Annotated in this window: 14 protein-coding genes; 12 read left to right on the forward strand and 2 right to left on the reverse strand. The window is 52.8% G+C overall.

The window, feature by feature from the left end:
* Positions 1–139 precede the first annotated feature (139 nt).
* The 3 genes from A3842_RS10675 to A3842_RS10685 all read left to right on the forward strand — a co-directional run bounded on the left by A3842_RS10675 (position 140) and on the right by A3842_RS10685 (position 3,064).
* A complete protein-coding gene (locus A3842_RS10675) occupies positions 140–826 on the forward strand; it encodes a hypothetical protein (protein ID WP_074101372.1) in 687 nt (228 codons plus the stop codon).
* A complete protein-coding gene (locus tag A3842_RS10680) occupies positions 819–1,487 on the forward strand; it encodes a hypothetical protein (protein WP_074101375.1) in 669 nt (222 codons plus the stop codon). The genes A3842_RS10675 and A3842_RS10680 overlap by 8 nt, the downstream gene beginning before the upstream one ends.
* Positions 1,488–1,591: 104 nt before the next feature.
* Complete coding sequence (locus A3842_RS10685; protein ID WP_083606839.1) at positions 1,592–3,064, forward strand: MDR family MFS transporter; 1,473 nt, start codon at positions 1,592–1,594, stop codon at positions 3,062–3,064.
* Between the two features lie 47 nt (positions 3,065–3,111).
* Here A3842_RS10685 and A3842_RS10690 read toward each other — a convergent pair whose 3' ends face one another.
* Positions 3,112–3,738, reverse strand: a complete 627-nt coding sequence (locus A3842_RS10690; protein ID WP_074101377.1) for a GyrI-like domain-containing protein — start codon at positions 3,736–3,738, stop codon at positions 3,112–3,114.
* 175 nt (positions 3,739–3,913) lie between these two features.
* Here A3842_RS10690 and A3842_RS10695 point away from each other — a divergent pair, with 175 nt between their 5' ends.
* The 8 genes from A3842_RS10695 to A3842_RS10730 all read left to right on the forward strand — a co-directional run bounded on the left by A3842_RS10695 (position 3,914) and on the right by A3842_RS10730 (position 14,865).
* A complete protein-coding gene (locus A3842_RS10695) occupies positions 3,914–4,789 on the forward strand; it encodes an SMP-30/gluconolactonase/LRE family protein (RefSeq protein WP_083609553.1) in 876 nt (291 codons plus the stop codon).
* Positions 4,790–4,909: 120 nt separating this feature from the next.
* Positions 4,910–5,818 carry a fumarylacetoacetate hydrolase family protein gene (locus A3842_RS10700; RefSeq protein WP_074101379.1) on the forward strand — a complete coding sequence of 303 codons (909 nt, stop codon included), beginning with the start codon at positions 4,910–4,912 and terminating at the stop codon, positions 5,816–5,818.
* Between the two features lie 282 nt (positions 5,819–6,100).
* Positions 6,101–7,060: an ABC transporter permease gene (locus A3842_RS10705; protein ID WP_074087732.1), complete on the forward strand. Its 960-nt coding sequence runs from the start codon at positions 6,101–6,103 to the stop codon at positions 7,058–7,060.
* A gap of 15 nt (positions 7,061–7,075) precedes the next feature.
* Positions 7,076–7,969 carry a carbohydrate ABC transporter permease gene (locus A3842_RS10710; protein ID WP_074087733.1) on the forward strand — a complete coding sequence of 298 codons (894 nt, stop codon included), beginning with the start codon at positions 7,076–7,078 and terminating at the stop codon, positions 7,967–7,969.
* Positions 7,970–8,076: 107 nt separating this feature from the next.
* Positions 8,077–9,912 carry a type 2 periplasmic-binding domain-containing protein gene (locus A3842_RS10715; protein WP_074101381.1) on the forward strand — a complete coding sequence of 612 codons (1,836 nt, stop codon included), beginning with the start codon at positions 8,077–8,079 and terminating at the stop codon, positions 9,910–9,912.
* Between the two features lie 135 nt (positions 9,913–10,047).
* Positions 10,048–11,793, forward strand: coding sequence for a sensor histidine kinase (locus tag A3842_RS10720; protein WP_074101427.1), 1,746 nt, complete (start codon positions 10,048–10,050; stop codon positions 11,791–11,793).
* Positions 11,786–13,183: a response regulator transcription factor gene (locus A3842_RS10725; RefSeq protein WP_074101384.1), complete on the forward strand. Its 1,398-nt coding sequence runs from the start codon at positions 11,786–11,788 to the stop codon at positions 13,181–13,183. The genes A3842_RS10720 and A3842_RS10725 overlap by 8 nt, the downstream gene beginning before the upstream one ends.
* A 5-nt stretch (positions 13,184–13,188) precedes the next feature.
* Positions 13,189–14,865 (forward strand): extracellular solute-binding protein, encoded by a 1,677-nt coding sequence (locus A3842_RS10730; RefSeq protein ID WP_074101386.1) that lies wholly within the window; start codon positions 13,189–13,191, stop codon positions 14,863–14,865.
* Positions 14,866–15,021: 156 nt separating this feature from the next.
* Here the strand turns inward: A3842_RS10730 and A3842_RS10735 are convergent, their stop codons facing one another.
* Positions 15,022–15,447, reverse strand: coding sequence for a MarR family winged helix-turn-helix transcriptional regulator (locus A3842_RS10735; RefSeq protein ID WP_074087826.1), 426 nt, complete (start codon positions 15,445–15,447; stop codon positions 15,022–15,024).
* A gap of 264 nt (positions 15,448–15,711) precedes the next feature.
* On the opposite strand from A3842_RS10735, the gene A3842_RS10740 reads away from it, so the two are divergent.
* A complete protein-coding gene (locus A3842_RS10740) occupies positions 15,712–17,175 on the forward strand; it encodes an MFS transporter (RefSeq protein ID WP_074101388.1) in 1,464 nt (487 codons plus the stop codon).
* Positions 17,176–17,241 lie beyond the last annotated feature (66 nt).

Genomic DNA, 17,241 nt, shown 5'->3' on the forward strand with positions numbered 1-17,241 from the left:
CAAGGGGCCATAGAATAGTCTGGAAGAATGAGCGGAAATCCTCCTGAGGGCGGAGGTCCGCTGTATTGTTGTGGAATACAATCGGAAGTACAGGATGGGGATATGAGGCATTCGGTCAATCATTAGAGGGGGTCAGGTTATGGATCAGGCAACGGCGGCAGATTTAGTGATTGCCGGGATAGGCGGGGCAGCTGGAGGAACATACCATCATGTTAATCTGGAGGGAGTGAGCCGGATCGGCGGTCCGGTGCGCGCCCGAACTTTCAAGGGGAACGGCCTCATGAGGCTGGGGGGAAGCCTTACCGTAGATGAAATGGAGACGAATGGTGATCTCAAAGTAGGCGGAGGCCTGCAGATGGGAACGATGAAGCATGACGGGCTCCTGAAAATGGATGGCGGCCTGCGAGGAGAAAACTGTACATTGAGCGGGGTCATCGGTATCAAAGGAGACTGTGAGCTGCGGAATTTCACGGTTGAGGGTTCACTTACCATCAGCGGCTTCCTTAGCGCAGAGCATGTGGAGCTTGCGCTGCAAGGGCAGACCCGAGTGAAGAAGATAGGGGTAAAGAGCCTGGTAGTCCGCAAGGCGGGCTCGGGGGTCTGGAGTAAGCTTGCGGGTGGCGTTATACCAAAGCTCAGGGCAGAGCTTCAGACGAGTGTAATAGATGGTGATTTTATTGATTTGGAGTATACGACAGCGGATGTGGTAAGAGGGGCTATAGTTATTATCGGAGAAGGCTGCAGCATCGGCCGGGTGGAATACCGTGAAGGATTAACTGTACACCCTGGAGCCACAGTAGGGATGGAGGTGAAGACCGGTGAATGAAACAGAAGAGCGGACGAATCTGAAAGTACTGGGGAATTCAACCTCAGCGGGTGGATACTTCCTGGACGTGAAGGTGACCGGGGAATGCACATTTAATGGTGATGTGGATTGCCGGAAAATGACGCTGATGGGCGAAACCGAGGTCAATGGCAGACTGGTTATGGAGAGTATGAAGCTTACTGGTGAATGTGCCGTAAAGGGTGGTATTGAGGGTGAATCCATGCGTGGACAAGGGGATATCAAGGCTGCAAGTATTCACGTGGAGGGCATTAAATTCACTGGAAATCTTAGCGTCTCAGGCGATTGCGATGCAGAGGACATGCACATCAGCGGTGCACTCCAGGTACAAGGAGTGCTAAGCGCAGAGACATTGGAAATATCGCTGTTCGGTCCTAGCAGGGCAGCCGAAGTCGGAGGCGGAAGCATCAAGATCAAACGCAGTCTTGGCGGGAAGCTGATTCGTCCGGGACATCCGGGAAGTCTGCGGTTTACCGCGGGCCTGATCGAAGGAGATCAGGTGGAACTGCAGGGGACGACAGCAGGAACAGTCAGAGGCGGAAATGTTGTCATTGGTACCGGCTGTGAAATTGACATAGTGGAATACCGGGATTCTCTGGACATTCATAGGAATGCTACAGTAAGGAACCAAGTGAAGCTGTAAAGTAATCCATTAGAATCAAGGGATAAGGAGTGGAACCTGTGAGCTCAGCTTCAAAAACACCCAATCTGGGCATTGTCATTGCCGGTTTGCTGTTAGGTATACTTATGGCTTCTATGGACAGCACGATTGTCGCCACGGCGATGGGCAACATTGTCGGCGAGCTGGGCGGGATGGACAAATTTGTCTGGGTCACCTCGGCGTACCTGGTTGCCGAAATGGCGGGAATGCCCATTTTCGGCAAGCTGTCGGATATGTACGGCCGCAAAAAGTTTTTTATCTTTGGAATTATTGTATTTATGGCCGGCTCGGCGTTATGTGGTACTGCGGAGACAATTACCCAACTGGCTGCTTACCGGGCCATTCAGGGAATAGGTGGCGGCGCGCTGGTGCCGATTGCCTTTGCCATTATGTTCGATGCGGTCCCGCTGGAGGCACGCGGTAAGCTTGGCGGCGCTTTTGGAGCGGTGTTCGGTCTTTCCAGTATCTTCGGTCCCCTGCTTGGGGCTTATATTACGGATCATATTGCCTGGCAGTGGGTCTTCTACATCAACTTGCCGCTGGGATTGGTTGCTTTGGTTATGGTCGTGGGCTTCTACCGGGAATCGGTGGAGCATTCGAAGCAGCCCATTGACTGGCTGGGTGCAGGAACACTGCTTGGTGCAGTGATCAGCTTAATGTTCGCGCTGGAGCTGGGCGGCAAAGAATACGCCTGGAGCTCCGGGCTGATTCTGGGCTTATTCGCAGCGTTTGCCGTCCTGACGGTGCTGTTTCTGTTCACAGAGACGAAGGCAAAGGAGCCTATTATTTCTTTTGCCCTGTTTCGGCAAAGACTGTATGCCACCAGTATTCTGTGCGCCTTATTCAGCGGTGCGGCCTTTATCGCCGCCTCGGTCTATATCCCCATCTTCATCCAAGGCGTGCTTGGCGGATCGGCTACGAATTCAGGGCTGGTGCTGCTGCCGATGATGGTTGCCTCGGTCATCACAGCCTCAACTGGCGGTTTCCTGATGGCCAAAACCAGCTACCGCAGCCTGATGGTGCCGACACTGGCCCTGCTTGTACTGGGTACTGGACTTGTAGCAACGCTTGCACCGGATGCCTCGCGCCTCCTCCTGACGCTGTACATGATCCTCATTGGACTCGGTGTCGGGGCATCCTTCTCGGTGCTCGGAACAGCAGCGATCCATGGCCTGACACCGCAGCAGCGCGGTTCGGCCAGCGCGACCATGAACTTTATCCGTTCGCTCGGCATGACCATTGGAATTACGACCTTCGGGATCATTCAAAGCCATTATCTAAGCTCGAAGCTGTTAACTGATATAGGGTGGTGGAGCGGAGGAGATCCCTCAGGCGGCCCACTCAATTTTAAGGACCCGCATGCGCTGCTGTCCCCGGAGACCCGGGCTCAGATTCAACCGGAAATTCTGGACAAAATTACTAAGGGTCTGTCTTTCTCCATTACTACCACTTTCGCCTGGGCTGTCATACCAGCCCTGCTGGCGCTGCTGGCGGCATGCTTCATGGGCCGCCAGAGAATGGATGCTTCAGCGGAAGGGAAGGTACCTTCCGGACACTGAGACTGCCTGCGAAGCTAACCTTCGGAGAACGCTCTTATACCAGGCTGCTACTCCTCCCGTGAAACCAGAAAACGCAGGACAGTCTTCAGCTTCTCCGGCTGCGTTCTGCGGGCATCCGAGAGATATATTTCCCGGTGGGTCTTGGAGATCCGCCGAAGTCCTTGCTGCGCGCAATATTGCTCCATCTTGCTGAAGCTCGCCGGCTCATTATCGTAGGGTCCCGAATGCAGCATTTGTACACAAAGACCGTCTTCGTAGCTCCCGAAGGTGGCCCTATCCAGTAACGGCTGCGGCTTCGTGCGCTTAACCTTATCCACAATTTCGGCAGCAAGGGCAGGTGTGACAAAGTCCGGCTGCCGGATCATTATGGTGTAGACCAGCTCGTCCTTGTCGAGTCCTGCCTTCAAGCGTCCTTGTTCACTGAGATCCCATACACCTTCCAGGGGGAAGATGCTATATTCATGGTAGCCTTCGGGTGCCGGACCTTTTTTGGGCAGCATCTTGATGGCATAAGATAGGGAATACAGCACTCCAACCGCCTCAGCGAACGCTTCACTGTTAGGATTGCCTTCACCTGACAGCATGAAGTATGGATAAGCGGGCACCGTTATCAGCGTAGGTTCTGATGGGGGCAAATAGAACGCTTTTTCTTGTTTTTTCCACTCGTATTTCATGGATATCCCTCCGTAGTATATAGCGGCTGGCCGCTATGATTTATGATTGCCTTCAGAATACCATGCCTAACTGGACAGGTGTCTGTCATATTCATTGAAAGTGGATAATTAAACTCAGTGAAGGTAGAATGGAAAAGGAAGTGTCATATTCTGGAGTGAATGAGGAGGATATCCATTGATCATACAGGCTGAACTGGTGCTGGACGCCCAAGCGGAGCTTGGCGAGGGTGCCCATTGGGACCCTGAGGCACGAGAGTTGTTATGGGTAAATATTGAAGGGAAGCAGCTGCGGATTGTTGATTCCCGGACGCTGAATGAGAAGATCTATACCTTCACGCAAATGATCAGTGCGGCGGTTCCATCCGTTGGTGGCGGCTGGGTAGTCGCCTTGCAGGATGGGATCTACAAATTTCAAGAAGACGGGTCTCTGAAATTACTGGCCGCGGTGGAGACAGAGCTTCCCGGGAACCGGTTAAACGATGCGAAATGCGACAGCAAGGGCAGGTTGTGGTTCGGCTCCATGAGTATGGAGGACAAACGGGATGCGGGAAGCTTATATGTGATGGAGCCGGAAGGCGAAGTGCGTAAGGTGCTGTCTGGTATCGGAATTTCCAATGGCATGGCCTGGGACGATAGCCGTGGTCTGATGTATTACATTGATACCTTGACCCGGAGAGTCGATGTAATGGATTATGATCTGCAGAATGGCACTGTAACCGGACGCAGAACTGTGGTGGAGTTCCCGGAAGGCGCAGGCGGTCCGGATGGAATGACCGTTGACAGCGAGGGAATGATCTGGGTTGCCCATTGGAACGGCAGCTGTGTCTCACGCTGGAATCCGCACACCGGGGAGCAGATCGGGAAGATCGAAGTGCCCGCACCGTTCGTGACCTCGTGTGTTTTCGGAGGTGAACATCTGGACGAGCTCTATATTACCACTGCCCGGGTTGGCATGAGTGCTGAGGAACTGCAACGCTGGCCCTTAGCCGGCGGATTGTTCAAGGCGGACACGGGCGTGAAGGGAGTTAAGGGCAACCGTTTTGCAGGCTGAGATGCACAGCGGGAAGCCGTCCGTCCGGCTCTCCTGCTGATGAAGCATGAAGCCGGGGATACATAGGTGTAAGATGAACTGAGCTTGGAACGATATTCTGAATTTGGGGGAGGGACGGATATGCAGCTATTGAATTTTTGGGAATCAGGAACGCTGCGTCTCGGTGTAAAACAGGCAGAAGGCATCCTGGATGTGGCGGCGGCATTGCATGCGGTGCCAGAGCGGGCTGCAGAAGCTGTTCCGGCAACGCTAAGAGAACTGCTGGACGGAGGAGAGGCGGCGCTCGGCCGTTTACGCGAATTCGTGGGTAATCTGCCTGTCCAGGGCGAAGGCGCCTTTTATAAAGAGGAAGACTCGCTTGAATTCGCGCCTTGTGTGGCAGATCCCGGCAAAATCATTTGTATCGGGTTGAACTACCGCAGACATGCCGAAGAGACCGGAATGCCGCTGCCGGAATATCCGATTCTTTTCAGCAAATTTACGAATAGCCTGGCCGGACACGGCATGGAAGTTCCGCTTCCGGGCACCACGCAGAAGGTCGATTATGAAGCTGAGCTGGGCATTGTGATCGGTCGGACAGCCAAGAACGTAAGTGAAGAAGAGGCGCTTGATGCGGTGTTTGGTTATTTTGCTGCAAATGACCTGTCCGCACGTGATCTGCAGACGCGCACCAGCCAGTGGCTTGCAGGCAAATCGTGCGACCGGTTTGCTCCAGCCGGGCCTTATGTGGTAACGAAAGACGAGGTGGAGAATCCCGGTTTACTGCGCATTAGAAGCTCGGTGAACGGGGAGGTCCGGCAGGACTCCAATACCTCGGATATGATCTTCAATTGCCAGCAGATCATCAGCTACATCTCCGGTTGCATGACGCTTACGCCAGGGGATATCATTCTTACAGGAACCCCGGAGGGGGTTGTGATGGGATATCCGCCGGAGCAGCAGATTTACCTGCAGCCGGGTGACGAGGTTACGGTGGAGATCGAGAAGCTAGGGAGTCTAACGAACCGCATGATTGCTGACAAGGCTTAAGTGGGGAGAGGCGATGCAGAGAGACAAGCGCTGCACCCTCGCGTTCGCATGGATATAGGAGGTAAATAAGAAGGAACTGTTCATTTGCAGAGCTTGCAGATGGCCGGTTCCTTTTTTTTGACAGCAATAAATGTAACGGGAAATTGGTCCACTGACCTGTGAAAATGGTCCGGAACTGTATTACCGCTCTCGCAGAAGGCCTACCGGCCCTCTCTCCCGGCGAAGATTCGTTATGCACTAAGATGAAAGCGTAAACAAAAATCCGGGTAGAGGAGATTTGATATGGGGGTACCTTCAGGCGAGCTGCTCCGCGGTGTGGGTCCGGTCCGGCCATCCCGCAGGAAGCTGCAGAATAAATACAAACTGTTTCTTATGGCGCTTCCTTTTCTTGTAGTGACCTTTGTTTTCTATTATCTGCCGGTTAGCGGGTGGATCTACGCTTTTTATGATTTCATCCCCGGTATTCCGCTGTCGGACACGCCGTATGTAGGGCTGAAGTGGTTCAGGACCATTGTTGCCAATCCTACCCAGACAGCAGAGGTGCTGCGCGTACTGAAGAATACGGTAGCCATGAGTTCACTCGGGCTGGTGACTTCCGTCTTTCCGGTTATTTTCGCTATTCTCCTTACGGAGATACGGGCAGGCTGGTACCGCAAGTTCGTGCAGACGCTGACGACGATACCGAATTTTATCAGCTGGATTCTGGTCTATGCCCTGGCCTTCTCACTGTTCTCGGTCGACAACGGAGTGGTGAACCACATTCTGATACAGCTGGGCTTCGTGAATGAGGAATTCAATTTCCTGGCCTCCAGCTCGCATATTTGGGTGACGATGATTGCCTGGTATTGGTGGAAGTCCCTGGGCTGGGGAGCTATTCTCTATCTGGCGGCCATTGCCGGCATCGACCAGGAGCTGTATGAAGCGGCAGAAGTAGACGGGGCCAGCCGGTTCCGCAAAATCTGGCATATCACCGTTCCCGGCCTCATTCCGACGTTCTTCGTACTGCTGCTGCTCTCCATCGGGAACTTTGTCAACAACGGCATGGAGCAGTATTTTGCCTTCCAGAACGCCATGAACAAGGATGCGATAGAGGTGCTGGATTTGTACGTCTACAATATTGCGTTTGCCAACAATTTTCCGTTTGCCACAGCAGTCAGCATGTTGAAGTCGGTCGTCAGTGTCATTCTGCTGTTTGCGGCTAACACGCTGTCTAAGGTTGTGCGCGATGAATCGATTATTTAAGGACGGTGATTCCAGTTGCGTAAAAAGCTAAAACCCGGCGATGTCCTGTTCCAGGGAATCATCTATGTGCTCTTTGGATTGTTCACCCTGAGCTGCATCTATCCCTTCTATTACCTGTTCATTAACACCATCAGCTCCAATGATCTCAGCGCGGCGGGTTACATCAAGTTCTATCCGCAGCAGATCCATTTCGACAACTATTCTAAGGTGCTGCGGATCAGCGGGCTCAGCCACGCGGCGCTGGTCTCGGTCTACCGGACTGTAGTGGGTACCTTGCTCACGGTGGGCGCCTCCGCCTTTCTCGGTTATCTGTTCACGAAGAAGGAAATGTGGGGCCGGCAGGTCTGGTACCGCAGCGTCGTCGTCACCATGTATTTCAGCGCAGGGCTGATTCCCTGGTATATTACGATGCACAACCTGCATTTAACCAACAACTATCTGGCCTATATTTTGCCGACGATCATTACTCCGTTCAACATCATTCTTGTCAAAACCTTCGTCGAGGCGATTCCGCCCTCGCTGGAGGAGTCGGCAGCCATGGACGGCGCAGGGTATCTGCGGTCCTTCTGGAGTATTATCGTTCCGCTGACCACCCCGATTCTGGCCACCATTACGATTTTCTCGGCGGTCAACCAGTGGAACTCCTTCATTGATACGGCATTCCTGATGACGGACACCAAATATTTCACGCTGCAGTTCCTGCTCTGGAGATACCTGAATGAGTCCAGCTCGCTGGCCGCACTCATCCGAAGTTCCCCGGATATGGCGGCCAGTGTGCAGAACATGCAGACGCCAACCTCTGTGCGGATGACGGTGACGATGATCGTTGTGCTGCCCATTCTGATAGTATATCCGTTTTTCCAGCGTTTTTTTGTCAAAGGCATCATGATCGGCGCCGTCAAGGGCTGACCGGTCCGTAAAAGCAGGTATGGCTGGAGTTCGGCTCTGCCGGCAGGCGGAGCTTTAACTTAGGAGCACTCTTCACCTTTTACCAATTCATTAGGGGGTATGACGCAATGAGATTAAATAAGCTGCCGCTTCTTCTGCTGAGCATGGTTCTGGTGCTGGTTCTGGCATCCTGCGGCGGAGGGAACGGGAATTCGGGCAAGACGAACACAGCGAAGGCTACTGATAAGCCTACGGCTGAAGCAACCAATGCTGCAGCGGAAACGACAGCGCCTAGTGACGGGGCACCCGACAATTCCAAGCCGCTGAAGCTGACGGTATTCTCGACCACAGCTAACTATGCAGGCCCGCAGACCGGCTGGTTCGCCAAATTGATCAAAGACAAGTTCAATATTGAGCTGGAAATCGTAGCTTCCAATCTGACTGGCGGTGACACCAAAATCTCAGCAATGATGGCTTCCGGTGATCTCGGCGATATTATCATCTTCGGGGATGACAAGAACCACTATCCGAATGCCATCAAGGGCAACCTGCTGCTGGATTGGACCAAAGACGGGCTGCTCGACAAGTACGCCCCGGATATTGCGAAGCAATTTCCCAAAGCCATTGAGAAAGCAAAGGTCGCTTTTGGCGGAGGCAGCGCGGTCTACGGGATGGGAAACAGTGTGGCGACGAACCCGTCTGGACCTTCCGAGGGCAAGGATATGACTTGGGGACCGGACCTGCGCTGGGATCTCTATCAGCAAATCGGAGCTCCGGAAATCAGCAAGATCGAGGATTATCTGCCGGTGCTGAAGAAGATGCAGGAGCTGGAACCCAAGAATGAGCTGGGTAAAAAAACCTATGCGTTCTCGCTCTGGTCCGACTGGGACGGCAACTATAAAATGACACTGGCGAAACAGTTCGCCAATATGATGGGCTATGATGAAATTCCTGACACTGCCCTATATGTCAAAGCGGATGAAGAGAAGTATTATGATTTTCTCTCCGACGACAGCTGGTACATGAAATCGCTCAAGCTGTATTTTGAAGCCAATCAGATGGGACTGCTTGATCCCGATTCGCTGACACAGAAATTTGATGACGTGGTTGCCAAGTACAAGGATGGCCGTCTGCTCTTCTCCTGGTTCCCGTGGCTGGGTGCTGCCAACTACAATACACCGGAAAGAACGGCGGAAGGCAAGGGCTTCGCTCTTGTACCGTTCAAGGATGAGCTGATGTATTCCACAGGCTTCAATGTATACGGCGGTAACGGGATCATCTCCATCGGTGCGAAGGCCAAGGACCCGGCGCGGATTATGGAATTTATCAACTGGATGTATACACCGGAAGGCGCAATGATCTCAGCAGGCAGCGGAACAGCGGTACCGAATGGACCGAAGGGACTGACCTGGGATATCGACAGCAGCGGCAAACCGGTCGTTACTGACTTCGGCTGGAAGGCATACGCTGATCAGCAGAACACCAAGGTTCCGGATGAATATGGCGGCGGGGACTACTATTACGGCTCGAATCAGATGAACTTCTCATTCGTGGTTCCGGCCATGGTGAATCCGCAGACCAGCGAGCCTTATGACCACAATTTGTGGAAAACATCCCTGGAACGCAACCCGTCGAAGCTGGACAGTGACTGGAGAGCAAAGATGGGCGTGCTGACGGCGAAGGAATATTTTGAGAAAAATAATCTGCTTGCCGTTGCCCCTCAGGGCTTCACCGGGAAAGAACCGTTGACGATGGATAAAACTTTGGAACAGAAGAATAAACAAATTGGTACGGTGATTCAGCAAATTTCCTGGAAAATGGTCTTTGCCAAGAACCAGGCTGAATTCGACAAATTGAACAAAGAAATGCATGACAAGGTGAACGGCCTAGGGTATGCCGATGTGATGGACTTCTCTGTCAAGAAAGCACAGGAGCTGTTTGAGGCCCGAAAAAGTGTAAAATAAGCCATTCTGACAACTAGGAGCAAGGCAGGGCGGTGATGAAGCTGCTCTGCCTTATTCTGTTCGAGTTAGCGTAAATCTGGTATTCTATCAGTATTGGATAAAACGCTTTCATTGGAGGAGAAAAAGGACGTGCGGATGCTCAAAAAGAACGGGGGAAGGCATGCTCCGGCAAGCCATTCCCTGCGGACGACCTTAGTGATCTACCTGTTGGTCGGAACTCTGCTGCCGCTGCTTATTGTCGGAATGGTCTCGTATACTTCAATCTATTCCATTCTTTCCGGCAAAATCGGCAGCGGCATCAGCGCAAGTCTGCGGCAGGAAGCGCTCAGCCTGGAGAATGCCATCGATAATCTGGATTTCGCCTCCAAGCAGTTTGCGCTGGACGGTCAAATCGTAGCAGAGATGTCGTCCTTTCTGGAGGAGAAGCAGATCTACCGCAAATCCCAGATCATGAATTCCATCAATGAGAAGATTAATCTCGTGAACTTCACCAATCCCTACATCGGTCTGACGGCCTATATTATGCCGGGCAGCGAGGACCCGGTGCTGTTCACCAATATGAGCACACGGCGGAATTTTGATATCAGCCGGCTCCCATCCTTTATGCGTTACAACGGGGCTGATTATTACGGGCCCCATGGGACGATGTATGCGGTTGGCGACAATGTTGTGTTTTCGGAGCGGAGAATCGTCCGGGTGAACGGCCAGCATGATCTGTATGTTTATCTGGAGACGAACTACAGTCTGCTGCGCAAAATTTTTAATCCCCAGGCTTACGGGATGCAGGTGAATCATCTGCTCGTCAACCAGGATGGCACGGCTACGAATATCATTGACGGCCAAGTGCCTGCACGGGTTGTCGATGCTGCCGGCACAAGCACAGGGGCTGCCCATGAGGAGCTTGATGGCTATCATCTGTTCCGTTACGAGAGTCCGCAAGGGTGGAAGCTTGTAGCTGTCGTTAAGAAATCAGTATTTAACAGCGAAATTTATACCTGGTTCTACAAAATGATTCTGCTCGCCCTGTTAACGCTGCTGTTTGCCGGAATGCTGGCTTGGCTGATCTGGAGAAGGATCTATGGCCCATTACGTAAGGTGAACCTCGAAATTATCCGTATGGCAGAGAATGTAACGGCTCCGGTAGCCTTCACTAATGTCGAGGAGTTCGACTTCGTGCTGACGAACTTTCAGCAGATGAAGGATCAGGTCAACGAGCTGATCCTGGCTGTAGCCCGCAATGAGAAGCAGAAAAGCCAATTTGAAATCGAGAAGCTGCTGAGCCAGATCAACCCTCATTTTCTCCATAACACACTGAATACAGTGCAATGGCTTGCACGGCTGAACGGCCAGAAGGAGATCGACAAGCTGGTTACGCTGCTGGTGAAGGTGCTTCATTATAATCTTGGCAAACAGAGTATTATCGTTACGGTTGGCGAGGAGATTGAAGCGATCCGCAATTATATGGAGCTGCAGCGAATCCGCTATGATTATGAGTTTGAATTCAATGTGCTGGCAGAAGAAGCGGTGCTGAGTGCAGCGGTTCCGCGCTTCCTGCTCCAGCCTCTGGTTGAAAATTCGATCTATCATGGACTCAGCGACAACGGCAGGGTAGATGTCATTATTACGGCCCATGGTCCGGGGGAAGTGCAGCTGTGTGTCAGGGATAACGGAACAGGTATGGATGAGGTCCAGATCGGGGAGCTGCTGGCTGACGGTGAAGTTGGAAAGCGCGGGCTTGGGATTGGATTCTCCTACGTCATGCGTATGTTGAGGACGTATTACGGAGAGCGGATGACCCTGCAGATTCACAGTGCAGTAGGGGAAGGAACCACCATCTCCATTATCATTCCCATTAAAGGCAAGGAGGACTTCGATGATTAAAGCTGTTGTAGTCGATGACGAGCGCCTGGTGCGCAAAGGCTTCATCTCGCTGATTGACTGGTCGTCCTTCGGGGTGGTGATCGTCGGCGAAGCCGGTGACGGCAACGCCGCACTGTCACTGCTCCTGGAGCAGGAGACAGACCTTTTATTTGTCGATCTGACCATGCCCGGTATGTCCGGCTTTGAGCTGATCCGGCAAGTGCGCCAGCGCTTTCCGGCTATTCGCTGTGTGGTGCTGACCTGCCATCATGAATTTGATTATGTACAGGAGGCACTGCGCCTCGGAGCCGTTGATTACATTGTCAAAACCCTGCTGGAGGTGGAGAATGCCGATGAGACCATCCGCCGGCTGGTTGAGCGTGTGAAATGGGAAGACAGCACGAGGGAGCTGCTGGCACGTGGAGAGGGCCGGGTGGTGGCTGCTGACCTGGCGCTGATCTATCTTCCACGGCTGCAGGGTGGCAGTGAAGAAGAACTGTTTCAGCTTGCAGTAACGAAGAATAATCCGCTAATCACTATTCAGGACATGTGGATGACCCCGCTGCTCAGCCGTTTTACTGTGGATGAAGCCTGTCTGGAATTCACAAGGATACTAGGCGGACGGTGGCGGGCGGCGCTGGTTAGCGGGCTGAGAGACCGGCAGCTTCAGGAAGTTGAAGATGTGCTGGGCAAGACGCTGCGGCAAGCGCTTTTTTACTATAGCGGGGCGGAGGAGCCTGCCCGACTGAACTTTGGTGAACTGAAGCGAATGGCCGGTGAGCGGCATCCCGCCGGAGAAGAGATTTTGGCTGAAGGGCTGAATCTGAGATGGACGCTGGACCACGAAGCTTGGGAAGTGTTCACCTCCAGGGTGCAGCAGCTTCAGCCGGGGCATGAACACATTACAGCATTCAGTCAGTCGCTGCTCCAGGACTGGAGCCGACTGATCCTGAAGGCAGAAGAATCAGAGCAACTGGAAATATCTGTTACCGGGAACTTGAACTGGTATCCATGGAAAAACTGGCTCCGGCAGTTCTCCGGGTGTGTCCAGCGGCGTATGCTTGAGCTCGGACTGAGCAAAGAGGTCATGTTCTGTCTGATTCGTGCAGTCCGCTTCATGAGAACCCATGCAGGAGATAAAATCAACCAAGGGGATGTTGCCGCCGAGATCAATATGAGCAGAGGCTACTTCAGCCAGTGTTTTGCCCGTTTTGCCGGGGAGACCTTTGGCGAGAGCCTGCGGAGCATGCGTCTGGAATTGGCCAAAACTCTTCTGCTGGAGACCCATTATCCGGTTTGTGAAATCGCAGGCAAATCTGGATTTGAGGATGACCGCTACTTCAGCAGGCTGTTCCGTGAACATGTCGGTAAGCTGCCAAGCGAATATCGTGCGGAGGGGATGGAGAGGTGAGGAGAATGGTGAAATATGTTCTTGCCGCCGCGGCTCTGCTCTCCCTGACGGCTTGCCGGGGAGGCAGTATGCCGGTTGCCGGCTCAGCAAGTGCTGCAAATCCGGCAAATCATCCAGATGCGGCTGCTTACGGGAGATACGAGAATCCGGTAATGATGCGGATAGGTTTCAAAGTGCCCGATTCCCGGCTTAATACGGGAGACAGCAACGACAATAACCCGATTTCACGTTATTTGGAGAGTCTGACGAATATTAAGGTCATTCATTCCTGGGAAGCGAAGGGTGAAGAAACTTTTACGCAAAAAGTACAACTGGCGATCGACAGCAACGATCTCCCGGACGCGATCGTGGTCGACAGGGACCAGCTCAAAACGCTGATGGACAGCGATATGATTGCGGATCTGACCGAAACCTACAAGGAGTATGCTTCCGAGCTGATCAAGGATATGTATGATTCCACCCAAGGTGAAGCGCTTAGGGATGCCTCCCGGAACGGCAGGCTGTACGGTCTGCCCAACGTGGCGATTAACGCGGATTCGCCGTCCCTGCTGTGGGTCCGTCAGGATTGGCTGGACAAGGTGGAGCTGCCGGCTCCGCGTACCTTTGCGGATATTGAAGCCATTGCCAAGGCATTTATCGAGAAAGACCCGGACGGAAACGGCAAGCGGGACACCGTAGGGTTAAGCGCCTATAACAATATCGTGTACGGCACAAAACCCCATGTCAACGGATTAGATACCCTATTCAGCGCATTTCATGCCTTTCCCACCAATTGGATCAAGGACAGCCAGGGTCATATTGTTTATGGTTCGATTACCCCGGAGACCAAGGAGGCACTGGGCAAGCTGGCTGACTGGTACAAGCGGGGACTCATTGATCCTGACTTTGCCTTGTATAAGGAAACGCAGGAACCGATCATTTCCGGTAAATCGGGGATGTTCTTCGGCCCGTGGTGGATGCCTTACTATCCGCTGTCGGAGGCTGTTGCTGCGGATACCAAGGCGGAGTGGCGGGCCTATGCCGCCCCGCTTGATGCATCCGGCAAATTCGTGACCCATATGGCTCCGGTCACCGACCGCTATCTGGTTGTCCGCAAGGGTTATGAGCATCCTGAAGCCGTAGTGAAGCTGCTGAATGCCTTCACCCGGCTGGAGCGTAGAAGAGATCCGAATGAGGAGGCGGTTCGGAGCCTGGATGATTTCTCGGCGCAGACCGGCATTCAGCCTCGGGCGTATTACCCGTTCGATCTGCTGATTGATTATGCAGACGCTATCGAGAAGCATTATGCGGATGTGCAGCAGGCGGTTCACGGCAAGATCGATCCGGATTCACTGGACCCTGACACCAGAGTGCTCTATGAGCACTGGCTTGCAGAGGAGGAGCAGCCCAAAAAAAATCTGGAGGGCTGGAAAGCGGCAAATGCCTACAAATACGGAGTCGCAGTATTGTCTACGACAGCGATCGAGAGAGTACGCAGTGTCTTTTACGGAAGTACACTGCATATGCGGAGCAAGTGGCCTGAACTGCAGAAGCTGGAGAGCGAAACCTTCCTGAATATCATCGTGGGTGATTCGCCTCTCAGTGATTTTGACCTCTTTGTAGCCAAGTGGAAACGAATGGGCGGAGAGGACATAACCCAAGAGGTTACGAAGCTTGCGGGCACCACTTACACGAGCCAGTAGCGACATTCGGCACCAGTCCGTTAAATGACGTTGGAAGAACTGAACACTGAAGTATGATTTCCCATATAGCAGAGACACAGGCCGGAGTCCCCTTGAGGAGGATTCCGGCCTGTAGCTATACTCATGATGCGGCGCTTACGTTGCTTGCACTTTCGTTCACAGGTTCTCTGAATTTTTATAGACCTTTTGCAGTAAAATAACAAGCTGGTCTACCTCATCCGCAGTGAAGTCGAGGGTAAGCTTGCGGTTCAGCTCTGCCAGAACCGATTGCAGAACCGGGGCGAACTCCAATGCCTTGGCTGTCGGATAGAGCAGGGACGAACGCCGGTCTTTGGGATCGGTTCTGCGCTCAATGTATCCGGCTTCCTCAAGCATCTTCACTGAGCGGGCGGTAGTGGCTTTATCGAATTTCATTTCACTTGTCATTTGATCCTGTGTGATGCCCGGATGGCTCAGAATCAGCTTCAAGAAGCTGTGCTGCCCGCCGCTGCCGATGCCATAAGGCAACAGTTCTTTGACCAGCCACTTTTGGTGCTGGCGATGAAGCTGGGAGATCAGCTTGCCGATGGGTTCTCTTTTCATATTCAACCTGCACACCTCTTTGGTCAAAATCCTGCTGTCAGCAGGCTCAACTCAAAAATATAAGGATTTATAAGTTTCACGCTATAAATCATCCTTCTATTTCTCGCTGAAACGGATTCCGTCCCTTAAAAGGACGGCGAAGCCGTTTCCACTTGATAGTACATTAATATAGTTGCGCATGCAACTAAATTGGAGTACACTGGGAAAGATCTATTCGTTGCGGACGCAACTATATGCGAAAAATGTTCGAAGAGGGTGTTGAAATTGAGTACAATCAGTGCAACCTATCAGGAGGATGCGGCGGTTCAGAAGAAACGCTGGATCATTTTAATCGTTCTGAATTTGTTCACCTTTATGTCCACACTTGACGGAAGCATTGTAAATATTGCCTTGCCAGTGCTCGTAAAGGAGCTGCAGCTGCCGATGGCACAGGTCGAGTGGGTTACAACCGGCTATTTGATGGCGATTTGCGCAGCCATATTGTTCTTTGGAAAGCTGGGGGATATCGCCGGCAAGATTAGGATTTTCAAGATCGGAACCGTTATCTTCATCATCGGATCGCTGCTCTGCGGCCTGAGTGCAAGTCTGCCGTTTCTGATTGCTTCCCGGGTCATTCAAGCGATTGGCGCTTCAATGACCATGGCCAACAGCCAGGGAATTGTCACAGACATTTTCCCGGCCACGGAGCGGGGCAAAGCGCTTGGATTGATCGGGACCTTCGTTTCGCTCGGCAGTATAGCAGGTCCCAGCCTGGGCGGCATTATCGTCTCCGCATTGGGCTGGGAATATATTTTCTGGGTGAACGTTCCGATTGGCCTAATCGCTATTGTGCTCGGGTGGAAGGTACTTCCGAAGGACCTGGTCCGGGTAAAATCCAGAATTGATCTTCCCGGAAGCCTGTTGTTCGCTATATTCATAGTGACCCTGTTCGCCGGTCTGCTGCTTGGACAGCAGCTAGGATATGGGGACAGCCGGATTCTATCGGCGTTGATTGCCGCAGCGGCTGCCTTTCTTGCATTTATTATTGTGGAGCTGCGCCGGACCCAGCCGCTCCTGCAGCTGTCGCTGTTCAAGAACCCCTTATTTTCACTCAGCATTCTGTGTGCGTTTCTGGTATTCGTGGCGAACTTCTGCTTTAACATTATTGCTCCGTTCTATGCACAGAACATGCTGAACCTGTCGCCATTCTATGCCGGCTTCCTGCTCATGCTGTTCCCGATTTCCATGGTCGTTGTAGCACCGCTGAGCGGGGCCTTGTCCGATAAAATCGGCTCAGAGTTCCTGACCTTTGCCGGACTGATTGTGATGGTCATCGCTCAATTCGGCCTGGCCCGCCTGCATGACGGAAGCGCGGTAGCCCTGGTGGGTGTGTGGATCGCCATGCTCGGAGTCGGCAGCGGTCTGTTCCAGTCGCCCAACAACTCGCTGATCATGTCCAAAGTGCCGCGAACCCAGCTGGGCTCAGCAGGCAGCGTTAACTCGCTGGTCCGTAATGTGGGTATGGTGGTCGGGATCACCATCGCCACGACCCTACTCTTTCATGTAATGAGCAGCAAAGCGGGCTACCGGGTAACCGGCCTGATTCCGGACCGTCCGGATATTTTCCTCTCTGGCATGCATGTCGTATTCATGACTTCGTCGGCTATCTGTCTAGTTTCGGCTCTGCTGACTGGCTGGCGGATGATCTCAATCAAAAAAACCAAGAGGGCAAAGCATACCGCGGTCTGACATTCCGGCAGCCTGATGCTGCAGTAGAGGGATGCTCATTTTGTAAGCCATATGTAAGCCAAAAGC

It is taken from the genome of Paenibacillus sp. P3E, from assembly GCF_001909045.1.
In the GTDB taxonomy this organism is placed as follows: Bacteria; Bacillota; Bacilli; order Paenibacillales; family Paenibacillaceae; genus Paenibacillus_AQ; species Paenibacillus_AQ helianthi.